The sequence below is a fragment of the Pseudomonas migulae genome (assembly GCF_024169315.1).
In the GTDB taxonomy this organism is placed as follows: domain Bacteria; phylum Pseudomonadota; class Gammaproteobacteria; order Pseudomonadales; family Pseudomonadaceae; genus Aquipseudomonas; species Aquipseudomonas migulae_B.
Genome location: NZ_JALJWR010000001.1, coordinates 6,124,625 through 6,143,256, shown reverse-complemented (window position 1 = coordinate 6,143,256; position 18,632 = coordinate 6,124,625). Strand labels below are relative to the sequence as shown.

Genomic DNA, 18,632 nt, shown 5'->3' with positions numbered 1-18,632 from the left:
CTGACACCCAACAAGGCATAAAAAAACCCGCACCTCTTTCAAGGCGCGGGTTCTTTCATTGCTTCAATCCATCAACGCTCAAGCAGAATCCGCAGCATGCGACGCAGCGGTTCGGCCGCGCCCCACAGCAGCTGGTCGCCGACGGTGAACGCGCCGACGAACTGCGAACCCATGTTCAGCTTGCGCAGACGACCCACCGGAACATTCAGGGTGCCGGTAACCTTGGTCGGGCTCAGCTCCTGCATGCTGATGTCGCGGTTGTTCGGCACCAGTTTGACCCAAGGGTTGTGCTGGCTGATCAGCCCTTCGATGTCGGCGATCGGCACGTCTTTGTTCAACTTGATGGTCAGCGCCTGGCTGTGGCAGCGCATGGCGCCGATGCGCACGCAGATGCCGTCCACCGGGATCGGGCTCTTGAAGCGACCGAGGATCTTGTTGGTCTCGGCCTGGGCCTTCCACTCTTCGCGGCTCTGGCCGTTCGGCAGTTCCTTGTCGATCCACGGGATCAGGCTGCCGGCCAGCGGTACGCCGAAGTTTTCGGTCGGGTACGCGTCGCTGCGCATGGCTTCGGCGACACGGCGGTCGATGTCGAGGATCGCGCTGGCCGGGTCGGCCAGTTGATCGGCGACAGCGGCGTGGGTCGCGCCCATCTGCTTGATCAGTTCACGCATGTTCTGCGCGCCGGCACCGGAGGCCGCCTGATAAGTCATGGCGCTCATCCACTCGACCAGACCGGCTTCGAACAGACCGCCCAGGCCCATCAGCATCAGGCTGACGGTGCAGTTGCCGCCGATGTAGTTCTTGGTGCCCGCGTCGAGCTGCTGGTCGATGACCTTGCGGTTCACCGGGTCCAGCACGATCACCGCGTCATCCTGCATGCGCAGGCTGGAAGCGGCGTCGATCCAGTAACCTTGCCAGCCGGCTTCGCGCAGCTTCGGGAAGACTTCGCTGGTGTAGTCGCCACCCTGGCAGGTCAGAATCACGTCGAGGGTTTTCAGCTCTTCAATGCTGTAAGCGTCCTTGAGCGGAGCAATGTCCTTGCCCACGGACGGGCCTTGGCCACCGACATTCGAAGTGGTGAAAAACACCGGCTCGATAAGATCGAAATCCTGCTCTTCCAGCATCCGCTGCATGAGCACGGAACCGACCATACCGCGCCAACCGATCAGACCTACACGTTTCATCGCAACTACACCTTCTTTAAAAAGTGGGCCGCTGCTTTCAAGAGTGAAAGTTGCAGCGGGCCCGAGAGATTACAGATTCCGCAGCGCGGCGACTACTGCGTCACCCATTTCCTGCGTACCGACTTTAGTGCAACCGGCCGACCAGATGTCACCCGTTCGCAGGCCCTGGTCCAGAACCAGACTGACGGCTTTCTCGATCGCATCCGCCGCGCCCTGCTGGTTGAAGCTGTAGCGCAACATCATCGACACCGACAAAATGGTCGCCAGCGGGTTGGCGATGCCCTTGCCCGCGATGTCCGGCGCAGAGCCATGGCAAGGCTCGTACATGCCCTTGTTGTGGGTGTCCAGGGACGCCGACGGCAGCATGCCGATGGAACCGGTGAGCATCGACGCCTGGTCGGACAGAATGTCGCCGAACATGTTGTCGGTGACGATCACGTCGAACTGCTTCGGTGCACGCACCAGCTGCATGGCGGCGTTGTCGACGTACATGTGGCTCAGCTCGACTTGCGGGTAATCCTTGGCCACTTCCTCGACGATTTCACGCCACAACTGGCTGGAAGCCAGGACGTTGGCCTTGTCCACCGAGCACAGCTTCTTGCCGCGCACCATGGCCATGTCGAAACCGACCCGGGCGATACGGCGGATTTCGCTTTCGCTGTAAGGCAGCGTGTCGTAGGACTGGCGCTCGCCGTTTTCCAGGGTGCGGGTGCCGCGTGGCGCGCCGAAGTAGATACCGCCGGTCAGTTCGCGAACGATCAGGATGTCCAGACCGGAAACGATTTCGGCTTTCAGGCTGGAAGCCTCGGCCAGTTGCGGGTACAGGATCGCCGGGCGCAGGTTGCCGAACAGGCCCAGTTGCGCACGAATCTTCAGCAGGCCGCGCTCAGGGCGGATGTCACGTTCGATGGCGTCCCATTTCGGGCCGCCCACGGCGCCCAGCAAGACAGCGTCGGCTGCGCGGGCACGCTCCAGGGTTTCGTCGGCCAGCGGCACGCCGTGCTTGTCGATCGCGGCGCCGCCGATCACGTCGTGGCTCAGCTCGAAGCCCAGGCTGTACTTGTCGTTGGCCAGTTCCAGCACCTTGACCGCCTCGGCCATGATTTCCGGACCAATGCCGTCACCCGGGAGAATCAGAATCTGCTTGCTCATGCTTTCCTCATGTCATCAGTCGGTGCGCCCTTGGGCGCACCCGGAAAAATTCTATCGTTCGGCCATCAGTACCAGCACATCGGTACTGAACGAACCATCGGCCTCAATCTCAAAATATTCGCGCACTTCGTTGCCCATCGACTGCTGCAACTCACGGATCGCGGCGCGCATCACTTCAGGTGTGCGCATGCGCTCAACCCAGGAGGTGTATTCCAGACGCAGGCGTTGGCGCGTGGTGCTGCGAGTGTGCAACCCCGCCTCGCTGACCTGACGCAACCACTCGCCGGCGGAATAATCGCGCACATGGCTGGTGTCGCGCAGCACTTCGACGCTTTGCAGGTAAGTGTCGAACAACGGGCTGCCCGGTGACAACACGTCGACGAACGCCGCCACGCCGCCCGGCTTCAGCACCCGACGGACTTCGCGCAGGGCCAGGCCGAGATCGCTCCAATGGTGCGCCGAATAACGGCTGAAGACGAAATCGAACTCGCCATCGGCGAACGGCAGGCGTTCGGCGGCGCCGAGGACCGTGGTCACATTGCTAAAACCCCGATCAACGGCTGCGGCGGCAACCACGTCGAGCATTTGCTGCGACAGGTCGTAGGCCACCACTTCTTTCACCAGCGAGGCCACGTGGAAACTCACATGACCGGCGCCGCAACCCAGGTCCAGCACCCGGGCATCGCCCTGCCCGGCCACTTCGGCTTGTAGCAGTGCGAATTCGGTGCCTTGAGCGTGAACGGCGCTGCTCAGGTAGGCCGCGGCCTGTTCACCGAATTGCTTTTGTACAACCTGAGAGTGTTGGGCGGTGCTGGTCATGGGGAATTCCTTTTTTAAGGTTTAGCCTTGTGTTGCCGGAACTGCCGCCTTCGCGAGCAAGCCCGCTCCCACAGGGGAATGCATTTCAAATGTGGGAGCGGGCTTGCTCGCGAAGAGGCCGGCCCTGTCTACATAAATTTCAGCTCAATCAAGCATCGCGAAACAACCAAGGCTGGCTCGCCCGATGCTTGGTTTCAAACGTTGCAATCGCCTCATGGTCCTGCAAGGTCAGGCCGATATCATCCAGGCCATTGAGCAGGCAATGCTTACGGAACGCGTCGATTTCGAAACTCAACACTTTGCCGTCCGGACGGGTCACGGTCTGGGCTTCCAGATCGACTTGCAACTGGTAGCCAGGACTCGCTTCAACCTGCTGAAACAGCTCATCCACCTCGGCGTCGCTCAAGATGATCGGCAGCAAGCCGTTCTTGAAGCTGTTGTTGAAGAAGATGTCGGCGTAGCTCGGCGCGATGATGCTGCGGAAACCGTACTCTTCCAGCGCCCACGGCGCGTGCTCGCGGCTGGAGCCGCAACCGAAGTTTTCGCGGGCCAGCAACACGCTGGCGCCTTGATAACGCTCGGCGTTGAGGACGAAGTCCTTGTTCAACGGACGCTTGGAGTTGTCCTGATACGGCTGCCCCACATCCAGATAACGCCACTCATCGAACAGGTTCGGGCCAAAACCGGTGCGCTTGATCGACTTCAAGAACTGCTTCGGGATGATCTGGTCGGTGTCGACGTTGGCACGATCCAGAGGCGCGACAAGACCAGTGTGCTGGGTAAAAGCTTTCATGCTGCGCTCCTTAGATCAATTCACGGACGTCGACGAAACGACCGTTCACCGCGGCGGCGGCGGCCATGGCCGGGCTCACGAGGTGGGTACGACCACCGGCGCCCTGACGGCCTTCGAAGTTACGGTTGGAGGTCGACGCGCAATGCTCGCCCGACTCCAAACGGTCCGGGTTCATCGCCAGGCACATCGAGCAACCCGGCTCGCGCCATTCGAAACCGGCGTCGAGGAAAATCTTGTCCAGGCCTTCGGATTCCGCCTGCGCCTTCACCAGACCCGAGCCCGGCACCACGATGGCCTGCTTGATGGTCGAAGCCACTTTGCGGCCCTTGGCGATGACGGCGGCAGCGCGCAAATCTTCGATCCGCGAGTTGGTGCAGGAACCGATGAATACACGGTCGAGCTGGATGTCGGTGATCGCCTGATTGGCGGTCAAACCCATGTATTTCAAGGCGCGCTCGATGGAACCGCGCTTGACCAGGTCCATTTCCTTCGCAGGATCGGGAACGTTCTGGTCAACGGCCAATACCATCTCAGGCGAAGTGCCCCAGCTGACTTGCGGTTTGATCTGGGTCGCGTCGAGCTCGACGATGGTGTCGAATTTGGCGTCTTTATCAGTCACCAGGTCTTTCCAGGCTTCGACGGCCAAGTCCCATTCCGCGCCTTTCGGGGCAAATGGACGGCCCTTCACGTAGGCCACGGTTTTTTCATCTGCCGCTACCAGGCCTACGCGAGCGCCGGCCTCGATGGACATGTTGCAGATGGTCATGCGGCCTTCGACCGACAGATCGCGAATCGCGCTACCGGCGAACTCGATCGCATGGCCGTTACCGCCAGCGGTGCCGATCTTGCCGATGACCGCGAGAACGATGTCCTTGGCGGTCACGCCGAACGGCAGTTTGCCTTCGACCGACACCAGCATGTTCTTCATTTTCTTGGCGACCAGGCACTGGGTGGCGAGCACGTGCTCGACCTCGGAAGTGCCGATACCGTGAGCCAGAGCACCGAAGGCGCCGTGGGTCGAGGTGTGGGAGTCGCCGCAGACCACGGTCATGCCCGGCAAGGTCGCGCCCTGCTCCGGGCCGATCACGTGCACGATGCCTTGACGCACATCATTCATCTTGAATTCGACGATGCCATATTCATCGCAGTTGTCGTCGAGGGTCTGAACCTGCAAACGCGAGACCTGGTCGACAATGGCTTCAATGCCGCCCTTGCGCTCCGGCGTGGTCGGTACGTTGTGGTCCGGGGTCGCGATGTTGGCATCGATGCGCCAAGGCTTGCGCCCGGCCAGACGCAGGCCTTCAAAGGCTTGCGGCGAGGTCACTTCGTGGATGATGTGACGATCGATGTAGATCAGCGCAGAGCCATCGTCGCGCTGCTTGACCAAATGCGAATCCCAGAGCTTGTCGTAGAGCGTTTTGCCGGCCATCAGACGGTTCCTCATCAGCTTGTTTCTATGCCCCGGGTCTTGAGAATTTCAATAACCCTTTGGCTTGTGAGGTCGATCCTAGGGGGTTACATTAAATAACTCAAATTCATATTTTTTATGCTTTGGATAACCAACTGGAATACAGCAATGGACCTCGCCAACCTCAATGCCTTTATTGCCATCGCCGAGACTGGAAGCTTCTCCGGCGCCGGCGAACGGCTGCACCTGACACAACCGGCGATCAGCAAACGCATTGCCGGGCTGGAGCAGCAATTGAAGGTGCGCCTGTTTGACCGACTGGGCCGCGAAGTCGGCCTGACGGAGGCCGGTCGCGCCCTGCTGCCACGGGCTTATCAGATTCTGAATGTGCTGGACGACACCCGCCGCGCCCTGACCAACCTGACCGGTGAAGTGAGCGGCCGCCTGACCCTGGCCACCAGTCACCACATCGGCCTGCACCGTTTGCCGCCCTTATTAAGGGAGTTCACTCGCCGCTACCCACAAGTCGCGCTGGATATTCAGTTCCTCGATTCGGAAGTGGCCTACGAAGAAATTCTCCACGGCCGCGCCGAACTGGCGGTCATCACCCTCGCGCCCGAGCCACACGCCCTGGTCAAGGCCACCCCGGTGTGGGACGACCCGCTGGATTTCGTGGTCGCCCCGGAGCACTCATTGATCAGCAATGGCGCTGTGACCCTGGCGGACATTGCCCTGCATCCAGCCGTGTTTCCCGGCGGCAACACCTTTACTCACCATATCGTCCAGCGCCTGTTTGAAGCGCAAGGCTTGACGCCGAACATCGCCATGAGCACGAATTATCTGGAAACCATCAAGATGATGGTCTCGATCGGCCTGGCCTGGAGCGTGTTGCCGCGCACCATGCTCGACGATCAAGTTGCACGAATACCTTTGCCGGGCATACAACTGACTCGCCAGCTAGGCTATATCTTGCATACCGAACGGACGCTGTCGAACGCGGCACGGGCTTTTATGGCCTTGCTGGATGCACAAATCGATCTGCCAGGGACTCCAGGCTAACTTGTGCTACTCCTATAGAGCCGCGAACTCCTGTGCCTAACGCCCAATTCAGCCCAAGGCCTGCCAATGCCGAAATCTGTTGACCGTATTCCGCCGATGCCACGTATACAGGCGCTAGACCCGAAACGGTCCGAGCAAAGTTGGGAAAGCGCGCCACAGTTGCTGGCCGCCCTCAACGGCGCAAGGTTGGGCGCGTGGTACTGGGACATCGAGCGCGGGCAGATCAGTTGGTCGCGGGGCACGCAGGCGTTATTCGGCTTCGATCCCCGGCAGCCATTGCCGGCCGACCTGGAATACCTTGACCTGTTGCCCCCCGAAGACCGGGCCAAAACCATTCGCGCGTTCCACGCCGTGATCGCCGGCGCCCCGCTGGAGCAGGCGATGCACCACCGCATCCGCTGGCCCGACGGCAGCCTGCACTGGCTGGAGATCAACGGCAGTTTACTGCCGGATAAACACGGTCGGCCGCGCATGATCGGGGTGATCCGCGAGATCACCCACCAGCGCCAGCGCGAACAGGCACTGAGCAGTTCGGAAAAACGCTTCGCAACGCTGTTTCACCTGTGCCCGAACATGGTTCTGCTGACCCGCCAGGAAGACGGCCTGATCACCGAGGCCAACCAGTATTTCGAAAGCCTGTTCGGCTGGCCGGTGCAAAACGCAATTGGCCGCACCACCCTTGAACTAGGCTTGTGGGTGCACCCGGAGCAACGGGAGAAACTGGTCAAGGCGACCAAGGCCAAAGGCGAGCTGGTCAGCATGGAAGTGCAGTTTCGCGCCAGCAACGGCCAGGTTCATGACGGCATCCTCAGCGCACAGAAAGTCGAGCTCGAAGGCCAGCCCTATCTGCTCAGCACCTTTCTCGACACCACCGAGCGCAAAGTCGCCGAGCTCGCCCTGAAAGACAGCCAGGAACGCCTCGACCTGGCGCTGGACTCGGCACAGCTCGGCACCTGGGACTGGCACATTCCCAGCGGCATGCTTTACGGCTCGGCCCGGGCCGCGCAACTGCACGGGCTGGATCCCATACCGTTCCATGAGTCGTTCGAAGAGTTTTTCGAAGGCGTGCCCGGCGAAGAGCGCGACAGCATGCGCGATGCCTATCGCAGCCTGCGCGAAGGCCCGGCGGGCAACTATCAGCTGACCTACCGCGTGCAACTCGAGGATGGCACTTCGCGCTACCTGGAAAGCCGCGCCCGCCTCTACCGCGATGAAAACGGCGCCCCGTTGCGCATGGCCGGCACCTTGCTGGACATCACCGATCAGGTCGAACGCGAACAGAAGCTGGTCGCCTCCGAAGAGAAGTTTGCCACCCTGTTCCAGGTCAGCCCGGACCCGATCTGCGTGACTCGCCAGGACACCGGCCAGTTCATCGAAATCAATTCCAGTTTCACCCAGACCTTCGGTTGGAGCACCGCCGAAGTGATTGGCCGTAGCGCCGATGAAATCGGCCTGTGGGACGCGTCGGCAAAAAGCCTGCGAAGGATCGAGCAGGTCATCCGCGAGCAGGGCCTGAACAACGTGGCGATCCTGGTGCAACACAAGGACGGCCAATCGCTGACCTGCGTGATTTCCAGCCGCCAGATCAGCGTTGGCGACCAGCCGTGCATCGTCACCACCCTGCGCGACATCACCCAGCAACAACGCTCGGAAGCGGCGCTCAAGGCCAGCGAAGAGAAGTTCGCCAAGGCCTTCCACTCCAGCCCCGACGCCATCACCATCACGGAACGCGACACCGGGCGCTATCTGGAGGTCAACGACGGTTTCTGCCGACTGACCGGCTACCGAGCCGATGAGGTGGTCGGCCGCACGGTTTACCAGGTCGGCATCTGGGCTGAAGAAAAACAACGCTCGGCGCTGCTGGCCGAGATACAGATCAAGGGCCGGGTGCATCACCAGGAGATGCTCGGCCGCAACAAGCGCGGTGAACTGCTGACCGTCGAAGTGTCGGTGGAACCGATCACGCTCAACGAAACCGCGTGCCTGCTGCTGACCGCGCGTGACGTCAGCCTGCTGAAAAACGCCGAAGCGCAGATCCGCCACCTGGCCTACCACGACCCGCTGACCAACCTGCCGAACCGTGCACTGTTGATGGACCGCCTGAGCCAGCAGATCGCCCTGCTCAAACGCCACAATCTGCGCGGCGCCTTGATGTTTCTCGATCTCGACCATTTCAAGCACATCAACGACTCGCTCGGCCACCCGGTGGGCGACACGGTGCTGAAGATCATCACCGCCCGCCTTGAAGCCAGCGTGCGCATGGAAGACACTGTTGCGCGACTCGGCGGAGACGAATTCGTGGTGTTGCTCAGTGGCCTGGAAGGTTCGCACAACGAAGTCAGCGCCCAGGTCCGCGAGCTCGCGGACACCTTGCGCGAACTGTTGTCCGAACCGATGTTCCTTGATGGTCAACGCCTGCAAGTGACGCCGAGTATCGGCATCGCGCTGATTCCCGATCACGGCTCGACCCCGACCGACTTGCTTAAACGCGCCGACATCGCGCTTTATCGGGCCAAGGATTCCGGGCGTAACACCACGCAGATGTACCACAACACCATGCAGAAGGCCGCCAGTGAACGCCTGCGCATGGAAACCGACTTGCGCCTGGCCCTTTCCCGGGGCGAGTTCGAGGTGCATTACCAGCCGCAAGTGGATGCTCGCGACAACCGCATCGTCGGCGCCGAAGCGCTGGTGCGCTGGTGCCACCCGGAACTCGGCGCACAATCGCCGACCGAATTCATCAAGGTGCTGGAAGACAGCGGGTTGATTCTGGAGGTCGGCACTTGGATCGTCGAGGAAGTGTGCGCGGCCTTCAAAAAGCTGATCGCCAAGGGCCTGATCGACCCATTGGATTTCAGTTTGTGCGTGAACATCAGCCCGCGGCAATTCCGCCAGAACGATTTCGTCGAACGCATCGAGCACAGCCTCGTCAGCCACGGCCTCCCCTGCTCGTTGCTGAAACTGGAAATCACCGAAGGCATCGTCATCCAGAATCTGGAAGACACCATCAGCAAAATGCGGCGCCTGAAAAAACTCGGTGTGAGCTTCGCCATGGACGACTTCGGCACCGGTTATTCCTCGCTGACCTACCTCAAGCGACTGCCGGTCGACACGCTGAAAATCGACCAGTCATTCATCCGCGACGCCACCACCGACCCCAACGACGCCGAAATCATCCGCGCCATCGTCGCCATGGCCCGCAGCCTGGAATTGAAAGTGATTGCCGAAGGGGTAGAGACCCCGGAGCAGCTTGAATTCTTGCAGGGGCTGGGCTGCCATTTTTATCAGGGGTATTTGCACAGCTCGCCGCTGCCGGTGGAGGCGTTTCAGAAGCTGCTCAAATGACGAGCACAAAAAAGGGCGCCATTGGCGCCCTTTTCATTGCCCTGCCTTAGTGCTGCAAGGCTGGTTTTTGCGTCCCGTTGATCGGGATGCGTTTGGCTTTCGCCTCTTCCGGAACCACCCGCAACAGGTCGATGCTCAACAGACCGTTGCGCAGGTCGGCGGCCTTGATCTCGATGTGATCGGCCAGGCGGAACGACAGTTTGAACGCACGCTGGGCGATGCCTTGATGCAGGAAGGTCACGCCTTCCGTCGCGTCACGTTTGCCGCCACTGATGGTCAGCACACCCTTCTCGACTTGCAGGTCCAGGTCTTCCTCCTGGAAACCGGCTGCCGCCACGACGATGCGGTATTGATCGTCACCGTGTTTTTCCACGTTGTAAGGTGGGTAGGTGCTGCCTGGTTCGTTGCGCAGGGCGGTTTCGAACAGGTCGTTGAAACGGTCGAAACCTACCGAGGAACGGAACAGTGGAGCCAGGGAAAATGCAGTAGTCATGATTCAAATCTCCTGAAAACAATCAGCAAGTTTTTTGTCTCCGCGACCCGAATTCGGCATCGCGTAATCCTTAAATAAGGACCGCCGATTGCTTTTCAAGAGATTCTTTTCAAATTTTTTAAGCAGCCTCCAGCACCTGCAACCCCAGCAATCGCGAGACCTGATCCAGCTCGGTTTCACGGCGCAGCTCGGTAAACAACTCAACGGCTTCGGGATAATTGCGCGTCAGCATCGCCAGCCACTGCTTCAGGCGACCGGGCGATTGGCGCGCCGTCATCTGTGCCTTGGCTTGCAGCCAGAAGTCCTGAATCAGCGGCAGCAGTTCGGCCCACGTCATCTCGACGACCTCTTCACCGGCGCGAGCGGCTGCGATTTGCCGTGCCAGGTCCGGACGCGATACCAGCCCGCGACCCAGCATGATGTCTTCCACGCCGCTGATTTCGCGGCAGCGGCGCCAGTCTTCAACGCTCCAGATATCACCATTGGCGAACACGGGCACCTTGACCACTTCCTGCACGCGAGGGATCCACTCCCAATGTGCCGGCGGCTTGTAACCGTCCATCTTGGTCCGCGCATGCACCACGATGTGTTCCGCACCGCCTTCGGCCAGGGCCGTGGCGCAGACCAGAGAACCGTCAGGACTGTCGAAGCCGAGTCGCATTTTCGCGGTGACCGGAATGTGCGCCGGAACCGCGCGACGAACATGCTCGACGATCTGGTTCAGCAGCTCGGGCTCTTTGAGCAACACCGCGCCACCGCGTGACTTGTTGACGGTCTTGGCCGGGCAACCGAAGTTCAGGTCGATGACTTCGGAACCCAACTCGCAGGCCAGCGCGGCGTTTTCCGCCAGGCACACGGGATCGGAACCCAACAGCTGCACGCGCAACGGCACGCCAGACGCGGTGCGCGCGCCCGCCAGCAATTCAGGGCCGAACTTGTGGAAATAGGCAGGCGTGAGCAGCTGGTCGTTGATCCGGATGAACTCGGTCACGCACCAATCGATACCGCCCACACGGGTCAGCACGTCCCGCAGGATGTTGTCGACCAACCCCTCCATGGGTGCCAAAGCAATTTGCATGAAAAACACACTCGAGGAAAAACGTGCGGCAGTTTACTGGTTTCGGCGGCTGGAAGGTATTTCGTCAGGCCGGACGGTGTTGATTGTGCGGACGCCTTCGCGGGCAAGCCTCGCTCCTACAGAGTTCCGTGCACACCTGTGGGAGCGTGGCTTGCCCGCGAAGAGATCACTTAGAGTGCGATTTGCAATGCTGGGCCATAACCCTCGATGAACTCCGCCGGCATGCGCTTGGGCCTGCCCGTGGACAACTCGATGCAGACAAACGTGGTCTGCGCCCGCAGCAACGTGGTGTTGTCACTCGGTCGTTTCAGCTGAAAGTGCCGGGTCATTTTCAGACGCTGATCCCAATCGACGATCCAGGTCGCCAATTGCAACTCATCGCCCTCGTAGGCCGCCGCCAGGTAATCGATCTCGTGCCGCACCACTGCCATCGCCCGATCCAGTCGCCGATACTCGACCAGGTCCAGACCGAGTCGCTGGGAGTGACGCCAGGCGCAACGCTCGAGCCAGGTCACATATACCGCGTTATTCGCGTGACCCAACCCGTCGATGTCCTCGGCGCCCACTTCCAGATCAATGATAAATGGCGTTGCCCGATCCCAGCCCATGCCCCACTCCCGGTCAGATTATGTCGACCGGGGCAGTGTAACGGATGCTCAGGCCGATTGGCGCGATTGCAGGCTGCGGCCGGCCAGCAGTGATAACACCCCATCAATCACCCGAGGGTCAGCCAATACCCGTTGATGGCCGCCTTCTTCCAGTCGCAACAGACGGCTGTCGAACCAGGCTTCGTGGATCAGTTGGGATTCCTTGACCGGAACGAAGCAATCGTCTTCGGCGTGAACGATCAGCCCGGGCATGTCGAGTTGATAGTGCGAGACATCCAGTGCAGCGGCACGCATGCCAACGTCTTTCTCAACCTGGCGAATGAATGCCGAACGGGCCTTTGGCGGCAGTCGCACGTAACGAGCGAAACCACGCAGCACCCCGAGAATCCGCGCCGGCGCAGCAATCGTCACCAGGGTTTCAGTGCGCAACCCCAACTGAACGGCGAGCATGGCGCTGGCACCGCCCATCGAGTGACCGATGACCGCCTGCAACGGCGGCAACTCGGCGGCGGCCTCAAGCATGGCACGGGCGAACAGCACGACGTTGGCTTCGTTGCCCGGTGAGCGACCATGCGCTGGGCCATCCAGCGCAACGACGGTGTAACCGGCATCAACCAGCGCAGTGATCAGACTGGCGAACTGCGTCGGCCGGCCTTCCCAACCGTGCATCAGCAACACCGCCGGGCCTTGCCCCCAGCGCAATGCCGAAAGGCCGAAGCGTAAAGTGATGCGCTCGGATTTCGCCAGCAGCGGCAATTCCCAGTCACGCGGCGGCAGATCCCGCGGCGTCATGAACGCCAGTCGCATTTTGCTCGCGACCAGTTTCGGTGCAAACCAGCCCAAGGTGCCATTAACGCCACGAACCCACTTTAACGTGCTCATCGCTCTCACTCCTCAGGCCATTGCCTTCAGGTCATAACACCGCCGACTTGGCGGCACGCAGCAATCGATCGGATAACTCTCCCGGCCCCAAGGCCCGCGCCAGAGCCAGACCACCGACCATCAAGGCCATGTCGGCCAGGGCTTTGTCGGTGTCTTCCGGGCTGGCCGCCAACTGCGCGACCATCATTTCCACATGCTCATTCAGCGCCACGCGAAACGCGTCCGGCAGACGCCCCAACTCGCCGACAGACGCCGGGATCGGGCACGCTGACTCAGAGGAATCACGGTGTTTGCGTGACAGGTAAAACGCAGCGACCAAGGCGCGACGCTCTTCGCCGGTCAATTCGGTGTCCATGTCGGCAATCAGTCCACGGCGGTGACCGAGCAGTTGCTTGAACGCCTCCAGCATCATCGCGTCCTTGCTTTCGAAGTGCGCATAGAAGCCGCCCACCGTCAGGCCGGCTGCGCCCATCACTTCGCCCACGCTCGGTTCGGCCGGGCCACGCTGAATCAGCGCTGCGCTGGCGGCCTTGAGGATGCGTTCGCGGGTTTGAGCTTTTTTATCGTTCATCGTTGCCTCCGAATATTACGACTAGAATATTATTCTCATAATAATTTTACGCAAGTCGCGGGTGTGACCGTTGGTCTGAAGCACAGTTTGAAAGAAATGGGGGAATTTGGCCAAACGCCAGACAAACAAAAGGGCCATTCAATAATTGAATGACCCTTATAAAATCCCGCAGAGCGGGTAATCGTGGCGTCCCCTAGGGGACTCGAACCCCTGTTACCGCCGTGAAAGGGCGGTGTCCTAGGCCACTAGACGAAGGGGACGCAAAACCTTCTATACAACTGATCAGTGCTGAGAGCTGATCGATTCAAGGCCGGTGTGGCCAGACCTTGAATTGTAAAATTGGTGGAGCTAAGCGGGATCGAACCGCTGACCTCCTGCATGCCATGCAGGCGCTCTCCCAGCTGAGCTATAGCCCCGGATTTTTCGCCTCGCGGCGGAGCGACATCTTGCAACATCGCTTCTGTAAAACTGGCGTCCCCTAGGGGACTCGAACCCCTGTTACCGCCGTGAAAGGGCGGTGTCCTAGGCCACTAGACGAAGGGGACGCAAACCCTTCTATACAACAGATCAACGCTGAGTGTTGATCGCTTCAAGGCCGGTGTGGCCAGACCTTGAAGTGTAAATTGGTGGAGCTAGACGGGATCGAACCGTCGACCTCTTGCATGCCATGCAAGCGCTCTCCCAGCTGAGCTATAGCCCCTCATCGCTGAGGACGGGGCGAATCTTAATGGCGCTTTGGAAACGTGTCAAATTTATTTTTAACAATTTCCAAAGTTTTTTGCCGACATAACAATCACTTACCGCCCTCCCCCCGGAAAACGGGGGTATCTCTTGCTGTAGGAGCCAGGCTTGCCGGCGAATTTGACGCCGCGGTGTATCGGTTACACCGCGTCATCGCTCTTCGCGGGCAAGCCACGCTCTCACAGGACCGTGTCGTCAGGCGATATTCGCCAGCAGTTTTTCCCACTCTTTGTTTTCTTTCTTCGACACGCCGCCGAGCAGGTCGATTGCCTGGCGCAGACGGAAACGCGTCAGGTCCGGGCCGAGGATTTCCATCGCATCGAGCACCGACACCGAACTGGCCTGGCCAGTGATCGCGGCGAACATCAGCGGCATGGCGTCACGCAGCTTCAGCTCCAGGGATTCGACCACCGCTTGAATCGTCGCGGTGATGCTGTCCTTTTCCCACTGACGCAGGCTTTCCAGTTTCCACAGGATCAGCTGCATCAACTGACGAACCTGATCACCCGACAGTTTCTTCGACTCAAACAGCTTGGCATCCGGGTTCACGCCACCGGCGAAGAAGAAACCGGCCAGCGGTGCGACCTGGCTGAAAGTCTCGACACGGCCTTGCACGTGCGGCGCGATCTTCATCATGTATTCAGGGTTGAGGGCCCAGGTTTGCAGGCGCGAGGCGAACTCTTCCACCGGCAAGTCACGCAGCCACTGGCCGTTGAGCCACGACAGCTTCTCGATGTCGAAAATCGGCCCACCGAGGGAGACGCGGCTCAGGTCGAAGTTGTCGACCATTTCCTGCAACGAGAACTTCTCGCGCTCGTCCGGCATCGACCAGCCCATGCGTCCCAGGTAGTTGAGCATCGCTTCGGGCATGAAGCCCATGCGCTCGTAGAACGTCACCGAGGTCGGGTTCTTGCGCTTGGACAGCTTGCTCTTGTCCGGGTTACGCAGCAGCGGCATGTAGCACAGCTCCGGTTGTTCCCAGCCGAAGTATTCGTACAGAAGAATCAGTTTCGGTGCCGAAGGCAGCCATTCTTCGCCGCGCAGAACGTGGGTGATGCCCATCAGGTGGTCATCGACCACGTTGGCCAGGAAGTACGTCGGCAGGCCGTCGGTCTTCATCAGCACTTGCATGTCCATGCGATCCCACGGGATCTCGACGTCGCCACGCAGCATGTCCGGGACCACGCACACGCCTTCGCTCGGCACTTTCATGCGGATCACGTGCGGCTCGCCAGCGGCCAGACGGCGCGCGACTTCTTCCTTGGACAGCAACAGCGCACGGCCGTCGTAACGCGGGGTTTCGCCACGGGCCATTTGCTCGGCGCGCATCTGGTCCAGTTCTTCGGCGGTGCAGAAGCACGGGAACGCGTGCCCCATCTCGACCAGTTGCTGGCAGTACTTCTGATAGATGTCGCCACGCTCGCTTTGACGGTACGGACCGTGCGGGCCACCGACGTCCGGGCCTTCGCTCCAGTCGATCCCCAACCAGCGCAGGGCGTCGAAAATCTGCTGTTCGGACTCGCGGGTCGAACGCAACTGATCGGTGTCTTCGATCCGCAGGATGAACTCACCGCCGTGCTGCTTGGCAAAGCAGTAGTTGAACAGTGCGATGTAAGCGGTACCTACGTGGGGGTCCCCGGTAGGCGATGGCGCGATGCGCGTGCGGACGGTGGTCATGGCAAGTCTCGAAATGAAGATAAAACAAAGGGCGAATGGTAACAGGCGTTGCCCGCCCGGCTCCAGTAAGCAGGGCATTTAAGCCAAGTTTGCGTCTACAACGGGCTCGGGCCGGGATGAATGATGGATTATCAGCCGATGGCATTTACCCACTATCGACTGTATGCCAGATTCTTCTGCTGATAACTTTCCTTACAATTTCTCGACTACAGTTTGCCCCATGCCTGCCCAACTCAAGCGTCGCCTGTTTATTTTCCTGTTGATCGTCCTGCTGATTGCCGGGGGCTTTTTTGCCCAGTGGTTCTTCAAGGGACGGTTTTATGAAAGCACCGACAACGCCTATGTCCAGGGCGAGATCACCCGTGTGTCGAGCCAGTTGGGCGCGCGCATTGATCAGGTGCTGGTGCAGGACAACCAGCACGTCGAGAAAGGCCAGTTGCTGATCAAGCTCGAAGGCGATGACTTCCACCTCGCCGTCGATCGCGCCAACGCCACGCTCGCCACCCGCCAGGCCGAACGCCTGCAAGCCCAGAGCAAACTGACCCAGCAAGCCAGCCTGATTGCCGCAAGCGACGCGCAAGTCGCCTCCAGCCAGGCCAGCCTCGGTCGCTCGCAGATCGACTTGTCCCGCGCGCAAACCCTGCGTAAACCCGGCTATGTTTCGGAAGAACGGGTGACCACCCTCTCCGCCGACAACCACATCGCCCGCTCGCAGGTGATCAAGGCCCAGGCGGACGCACAAAGTCAGCGCCAGCAAGTCAATTCCCTGAGCGCCGAAATCAAGCGCCTCGACGCCATGATCGCCAACGCCAAAACCGATCTGGCCCAGGCTGAACTGAACCTGACCCGCAGCGAAATCCACGCCCCCATCAGCGGCCTTATTGGTCAGCGTGCCGCCCGCGAAGGCCAATACGTGCAGGCCGGCGCTTACCTGATGTCGATCGTCCCGGACCAGGACATCTGGATTCAGGCCAACTTCAAGGAAACCCAGATCGGCCACATGCAGCCCGGCCAGAAAGCCGAACTGACTTTCGACGCCTACAGCGACACGCCGATTGAAGCGCGAGTCGACAGCCTGTTCGCCGCCTCAGGCGCGCAGTTCAGCCTGTTGCCCCCGGACAACGCCACCGGCAACTTCACCAAAGTCGTACAACGAATTCCGGTAAAACTGACCTTCGCCGCGGACAGTCCGCTGCACGGCAAGATTCGTCCGGGCATGTCGGTCACCGCCAAAGTGAACATCAAAGACGCCCCTGACGATGGCCGGTGATCAACTGATCCGCCCCGCCGGCGAACCGACCCGGCGGGACTGGATCGCGGTGATGAGCGTGATGCTCGGCGCGTTCATGGCGGTGCTCGACATCCAGATCACCAACTCTTCGCTCAAGGATATTCAGGGCGCGCTGTCGGCGACCCTGGAAGAAGGCTCGTGGATTTCCACGTCGTACCTGGTCGCGGAAATCATCATGATTCCGCTGACGGCGTGGCTGGTGCAGCTGCTCTCGGCGCGCCGTTTGGCGGTGTGGGTCTCACTCGGATTTCTTGCCGCTTCCCTGCTTTGCTCCATGGCGTGGAGCCTGGAAAGCATGATCATTTTTCGTGCGCTGCAAGGCTTCACCGGCGGCGCGCTGATCCCTCTGGCGTTCACCCTGACGCTGATCAAACTTCCTGAACACCACCGCGCCAAAGGCATGGCAATGTTTGCCATGACCGCAACGTTCGCACCCTCCATCGGCCCGACCCTCGGCGGCTGGCTGACGGAAAACTGGGGCTGGGAATACATTTTCTACATCAACATCCCGCCGGGCCTGATCATGATCGCCGGCCTGATGTATGGCCTGGAGAAGAAAGAAGCGCACTGGGAACTGCTGAAAAGCACCGATTACACCGGAATTGTCACCCTCGGCATCGGCCTCGGTTGTTTGCAGGTTTTTCTGGAGGAAGGCCATCGCAAGGACTGGCTGGAATCGGACCTGATCGTAGCGCTCGGCAGCATCGCGCTGATCAGCCTGATCACCTTTGTGATCGTGCAATTTTCCAAGCCCAACCCGCTGATCAACCTTGGCATCCTGGGCAATCGCAACTTCGGCTTATCGAGCATTTCCAGCATCGGGATGGGCGTCGGGTTGTATGGCTCGATCTATCTGTTGCCGTTGTACCTGGCGCAGATCCAGAACTACAACGCCCTGCAGATCGGCGAAGTGATCATGTGGATGGGCGTGCCGCAGCTGTTCCTGATTCCGCTGGTGCCAAAACTGATGAAGGTCATTTCACCGAAATGGCTGTGCACGCTGGGGTTCGGTTTATTCGGCCTGGCGAGTTTTTCCTCGGGCGTGTTGAACCCGGACTTTGCCGGACCGCAGTTCAATCAGATCCAGATCATCCGTGCGCTGGGCCAGCCGTTGATCATGGTGACGATCTCGCTGATCGCCACCGCGTACATCCTGCCGCAGGATGCGGGGTCGGCGTCGAGCCTGTTCAACATCCTGCGCAACCTCGGCGGCGCGATCGGCATCGCCCTCCTCGCCACGTTGCTGGATGCACGGACCAAGACCTACTTTGATTATTTGCGTGAATCTATCGTGCCGAGCAACCCGCAGGTGGCCGAGCGCATGGCGTCGTTGACGGACCGGTTTGGCAGTGAATCAGCGGCGCTGGGCAAGCTCAGCGAGATTGCCCATCAGCAGGCATCGATCATGGCTTACAACGATGCGTTTCATTTTGTCGGGATTGCGCTGGGGATCAGCATGATTGCGGTGTTGTTGACCAGGAAATTGCCGCCGGGGTTGAAGGCTGGTGAGGCGCACTAGTTGATATTTGTA

At 60.2% G+C, this 18,632-nt stretch carries 15 protein-coding genes and 4 tRNA genes; 4 read left to right on the top strand and 15 right to left on the bottom strand.

Features of this window, described 5'->3' with window-relative positions; all coding sequences use genetic code 11:
- Window positions 1-71 precede the first annotated feature (71 nt).
- The 5 genes from asd to leuC form a co-directional block, all read right to left on the bottom strand.
- Entirely contained in the window at window positions 72-1,184 is a 1,113-nt protein-coding gene (gene asd, locus J2Y86_RS28280; protein WP_046026895.1) for an aspartate-semialdehyde dehydrogenase, read from the bottom strand.
- A gap of 69 nt (window positions 1,185-1,253) precedes the next feature.
- Window positions 1,254-2,336, bottom strand: a complete 1,083-nt coding sequence (leuB, locus tag J2Y86_RS28275) for a 3-isopropylmalate dehydrogenase (RefSeq protein ID WP_253439304.1) — start codon at window positions 2,334-2,336, stop codon at window positions 1,254-1,256.
- A gap of 51 nt (window positions 2,337-2,387) precedes the next feature.
- Window positions 2,388-3,155, bottom strand: coding sequence for a class I SAM-dependent methyltransferase (locus tag J2Y86_RS28270; protein ID WP_253439302.1), 768 nt, complete (start codon window positions 3,153-3,155; stop codon window positions 2,388-2,390).
- Between the two features lie 148 nt (window positions 3,156-3,303).
- The gene (gene leuD, locus J2Y86_RS28265; protein ID WP_253439300.1) at window positions 3,304-3,948 is read right to left on the bottom strand and encodes a 3-isopropylmalate dehydratase small subunit; all 645 of its coding nucleotides are present in this window, start codon (window positions 3,946-3,948) and stop codon (window positions 3,304-3,306) included.
- A gap of 10 nt (window positions 3,949-3,958) precedes the next feature.
- Window positions 3,959-5,377 carry a 3-isopropylmalate dehydratase large subunit gene (gene leuC, locus J2Y86_RS28260; RefSeq protein WP_253439298.1) on the bottom strand — a complete coding sequence of 473 codons (1,419 nt, stop codon included), beginning with the start codon at window positions 5,375-5,377 and terminating at the stop codon, window positions 3,959-3,961.
- Between the two features lie 147 nt (window positions 5,378-5,524).
- Between leuC and J2Y86_RS28255 the strand changes: the two genes are divergently transcribed.
- Together J2Y86_RS28255 and J2Y86_RS28250 are read left to right on the top strand one after the other, a co-directional pair.
- On the top strand, window positions 5,525-6,415 hold the full coding sequence (locus J2Y86_RS28255; protein WP_253439296.1) for a LysR family transcriptional regulator: 891 nt from the start codon (window positions 5,525-5,527) through the stop codon (window positions 6,413-6,415).
- Between the two features lie 66 nt (window positions 6,416-6,481).
- Window positions 6,482-9,760, top strand: coding sequence for a PAS domain S-box protein (locus tag J2Y86_RS28250; RefSeq protein WP_253439294.1), 3,279 nt, complete (start codon window positions 6,482-6,484; stop codon window positions 9,758-9,760).
- 46 nt (window positions 9,761-9,806) lie between these two features.
- On the opposite strand, the gene J2Y86_RS28245 is transcribed toward J2Y86_RS28250, so the two are convergent.
- The 10 genes from J2Y86_RS28245 to gltX all read right to left on the bottom strand — a co-directional run bounded on the left by J2Y86_RS28245 (window position 9,807) and on the right by gltX (window position 15,810).
- On the bottom strand, window positions 9,807-10,253 hold the full coding sequence (locus tag J2Y86_RS28245; RefSeq protein WP_253439292.1) for an Hsp20 family protein: 447 nt from the start codon (window positions 10,251-10,253) through the stop codon (window positions 9,807-9,809).
- Between the two features lie 118 nt (window positions 10,254-10,371).
- On the bottom strand, window positions 10,372-11,331 hold the full coding sequence (locus J2Y86_RS28240; RefSeq protein WP_253439290.1) for a tRNA dihydrouridine synthase: 960 nt from the start codon (window positions 11,329-11,331) through the stop codon (window positions 10,372-10,374).
- 170 nt (window positions 11,332-11,501) lie between these two features.
- Window positions 11,502-11,939 (bottom strand): acyl-CoA thioesterase, encoded by a 438-nt coding sequence (locus tag J2Y86_RS28235; protein WP_253439288.1) that lies wholly within the window; start codon window positions 11,937-11,939, stop codon window positions 11,502-11,504.
- Between the two features lie 48 nt (window positions 11,940-11,987).
- Window positions 11,988-12,821 (bottom strand): alpha/beta fold hydrolase, encoded by an 834-nt coding sequence (locus J2Y86_RS28230; RefSeq protein WP_253439286.1) that lies wholly within the window; start codon window positions 12,819-12,821, stop codon window positions 11,988-11,990.
- 31 nt (window positions 12,822-12,852) lie between these two features.
- On the bottom strand, window positions 12,853-13,392 hold the full coding sequence (locus tag J2Y86_RS28225; protein WP_214382064.1) for a TetR/AcrR family transcriptional regulator: 540 nt from the start codon (window positions 13,390-13,392) through the stop codon (window positions 12,853-12,855).
- A 184-nt stretch (window positions 13,393-13,576) separates the two neighbouring features.
- Window positions 13,577-13,652: transfer RNA gene (locus J2Y86_RS28220), tRNA-Glu, on the bottom strand.
- Window positions 13,653-13,732: 80 nt separating this feature from the next.
- A tRNA-Ala gene (locus J2Y86_RS28215) sits at window positions 13,733-13,808 on the bottom strand.
- A 53-nt stretch (window positions 13,809-13,861) separates the two neighbouring features.
- Window positions 13,862-13,937, bottom strand: a tRNA-Glu gene (locus J2Y86_RS28210).
- Between the two features lie 79 nt (window positions 13,938-14,016).
- Window positions 14,017-14,092, bottom strand: a tRNA-Ala gene (locus J2Y86_RS28205).
- A 236-nt stretch (window positions 14,093-14,328) separates the two neighbouring features.
- Complete coding sequence (gltX, locus tag J2Y86_RS28200) at window positions 14,329-15,810, bottom strand: glutamate--tRNA ligase (protein ID WP_084318017.1); 1,482 nt, start codon at window positions 15,808-15,810, stop codon at window positions 14,329-14,331.
- A 220-nt stretch (window positions 15,811-16,030) separates the two neighbouring features.
- Between gltX and J2Y86_RS28195 the strand changes: the two genes are divergently transcribed.
- Together J2Y86_RS28195 and J2Y86_RS28190 are read left to right on the top strand one after the other, a co-directional pair.
- Window positions 16,031-17,080 carry an HlyD family secretion protein gene (locus J2Y86_RS28195; RefSeq protein WP_253439284.1) on the top strand — a complete coding sequence of 350 codons (1,050 nt, stop codon included), beginning with the start codon at window positions 16,031-16,033 and terminating at the stop codon, window positions 17,078-17,080.
- Window positions 17,081-17,129: 49 nt separating this feature from the next.
- Window positions 17,130-18,620, top strand: a complete 1,491-nt coding sequence (locus tag J2Y86_RS28190) for an MDR family MFS transporter (RefSeq protein ID WP_253440474.1) — start codon at window positions 17,130-17,132, stop codon at window positions 18,618-18,620.
- Window positions 18,621-18,632: the final 12 nt, after the last annotated feature.

Bases quoted from the DNA above. Each gene is read 5' to 3' on its own strand.
- asd (WP_046026895.1), bottom strand. From the start codon at position 1,184: ATGAAACGTGTAGGTCTGATCGGTTGGCGCGGTATGGTCGGTTCCGTG.
- leuB (WP_253439304.1), bottom strand. From the start codon at position 2,336: ATGAGCAAGCAGATTCTGATTCTCCCGGGTGACGGCATTGGTCCGGAA.
- J2Y86_RS28270 (WP_253439302.1), bottom strand. From the start codon at position 3,155: ATGACCAGCACCGCCCAACACTCTCAGGTTGTACAAAAGCAATTCGGT.
- leuD (WP_253439300.1), bottom strand. From the start codon at position 3,948: ATGAAAGCTTTTACCCAGCACACTGGTCTTGTCGCGCCTCTGGATCGT.
- leuC (WP_253439298.1), bottom strand. From the start codon at position 5,377: ATGGCCGGCAAAACGCTCTACGACAAGCTCTGGGATTCGCATTTGGTC.
- J2Y86_RS28255 (WP_253439296.1), top strand. From the start codon at position 5,525: ATGGACCTCGCCAACCTCAATGCCTTTATTGCCATCGCCGAGACTGGA.
- J2Y86_RS28250 (WP_253439294.1), top strand. From the start codon at position 6,482: ATGCCGAAATCTGTTGACCGTATTCCGCCGATGCCACGTATACAGGCG.
- J2Y86_RS28245 (WP_253439292.1), bottom strand. From the start codon at position 10,253: ATGACTACTGCATTTTCCCTGGCTCCACTGTTCCGTTCCTCGGTAGGT.
- J2Y86_RS28240 (WP_253439290.1), bottom strand. From the start codon at position 11,331: ATGCAAATTGCTTTGGCACCCATGGAGGGGTTGGTCGACAACATCCTG.
- J2Y86_RS28235 (WP_253439288.1), bottom strand. From the start codon at position 11,939: ATGGGCTGGGATCGGGCAACGCCATTTATCATTGATCTGGAAGTGGGC.
- J2Y86_RS28230 (WP_253439286.1), bottom strand. From the start codon at position 12,821: ATGAGCACGTTAAAGTGGGTTCGTGGCGTTAATGGCACCTTGGGCTGG.
- J2Y86_RS28225 (WP_214382064.1), bottom strand. From the start codon at position 13,392: ATGAACGATAAAAAAGCTCAAACCCGCGAACGCATCCTCAAGGCCGCC.
- gltX (WP_084318017.1), bottom strand. From the start codon at position 15,810: ATGACCACCGTCCGCACGCGCATCGCGCCATCGCCTACCGGGGACCCC.
- J2Y86_RS28195 (WP_253439284.1), top strand. From the start codon at position 16,031: ATGCCTGCCCAACTCAAGCGTCGCCTGTTTATTTTCCTGTTGATCGTC.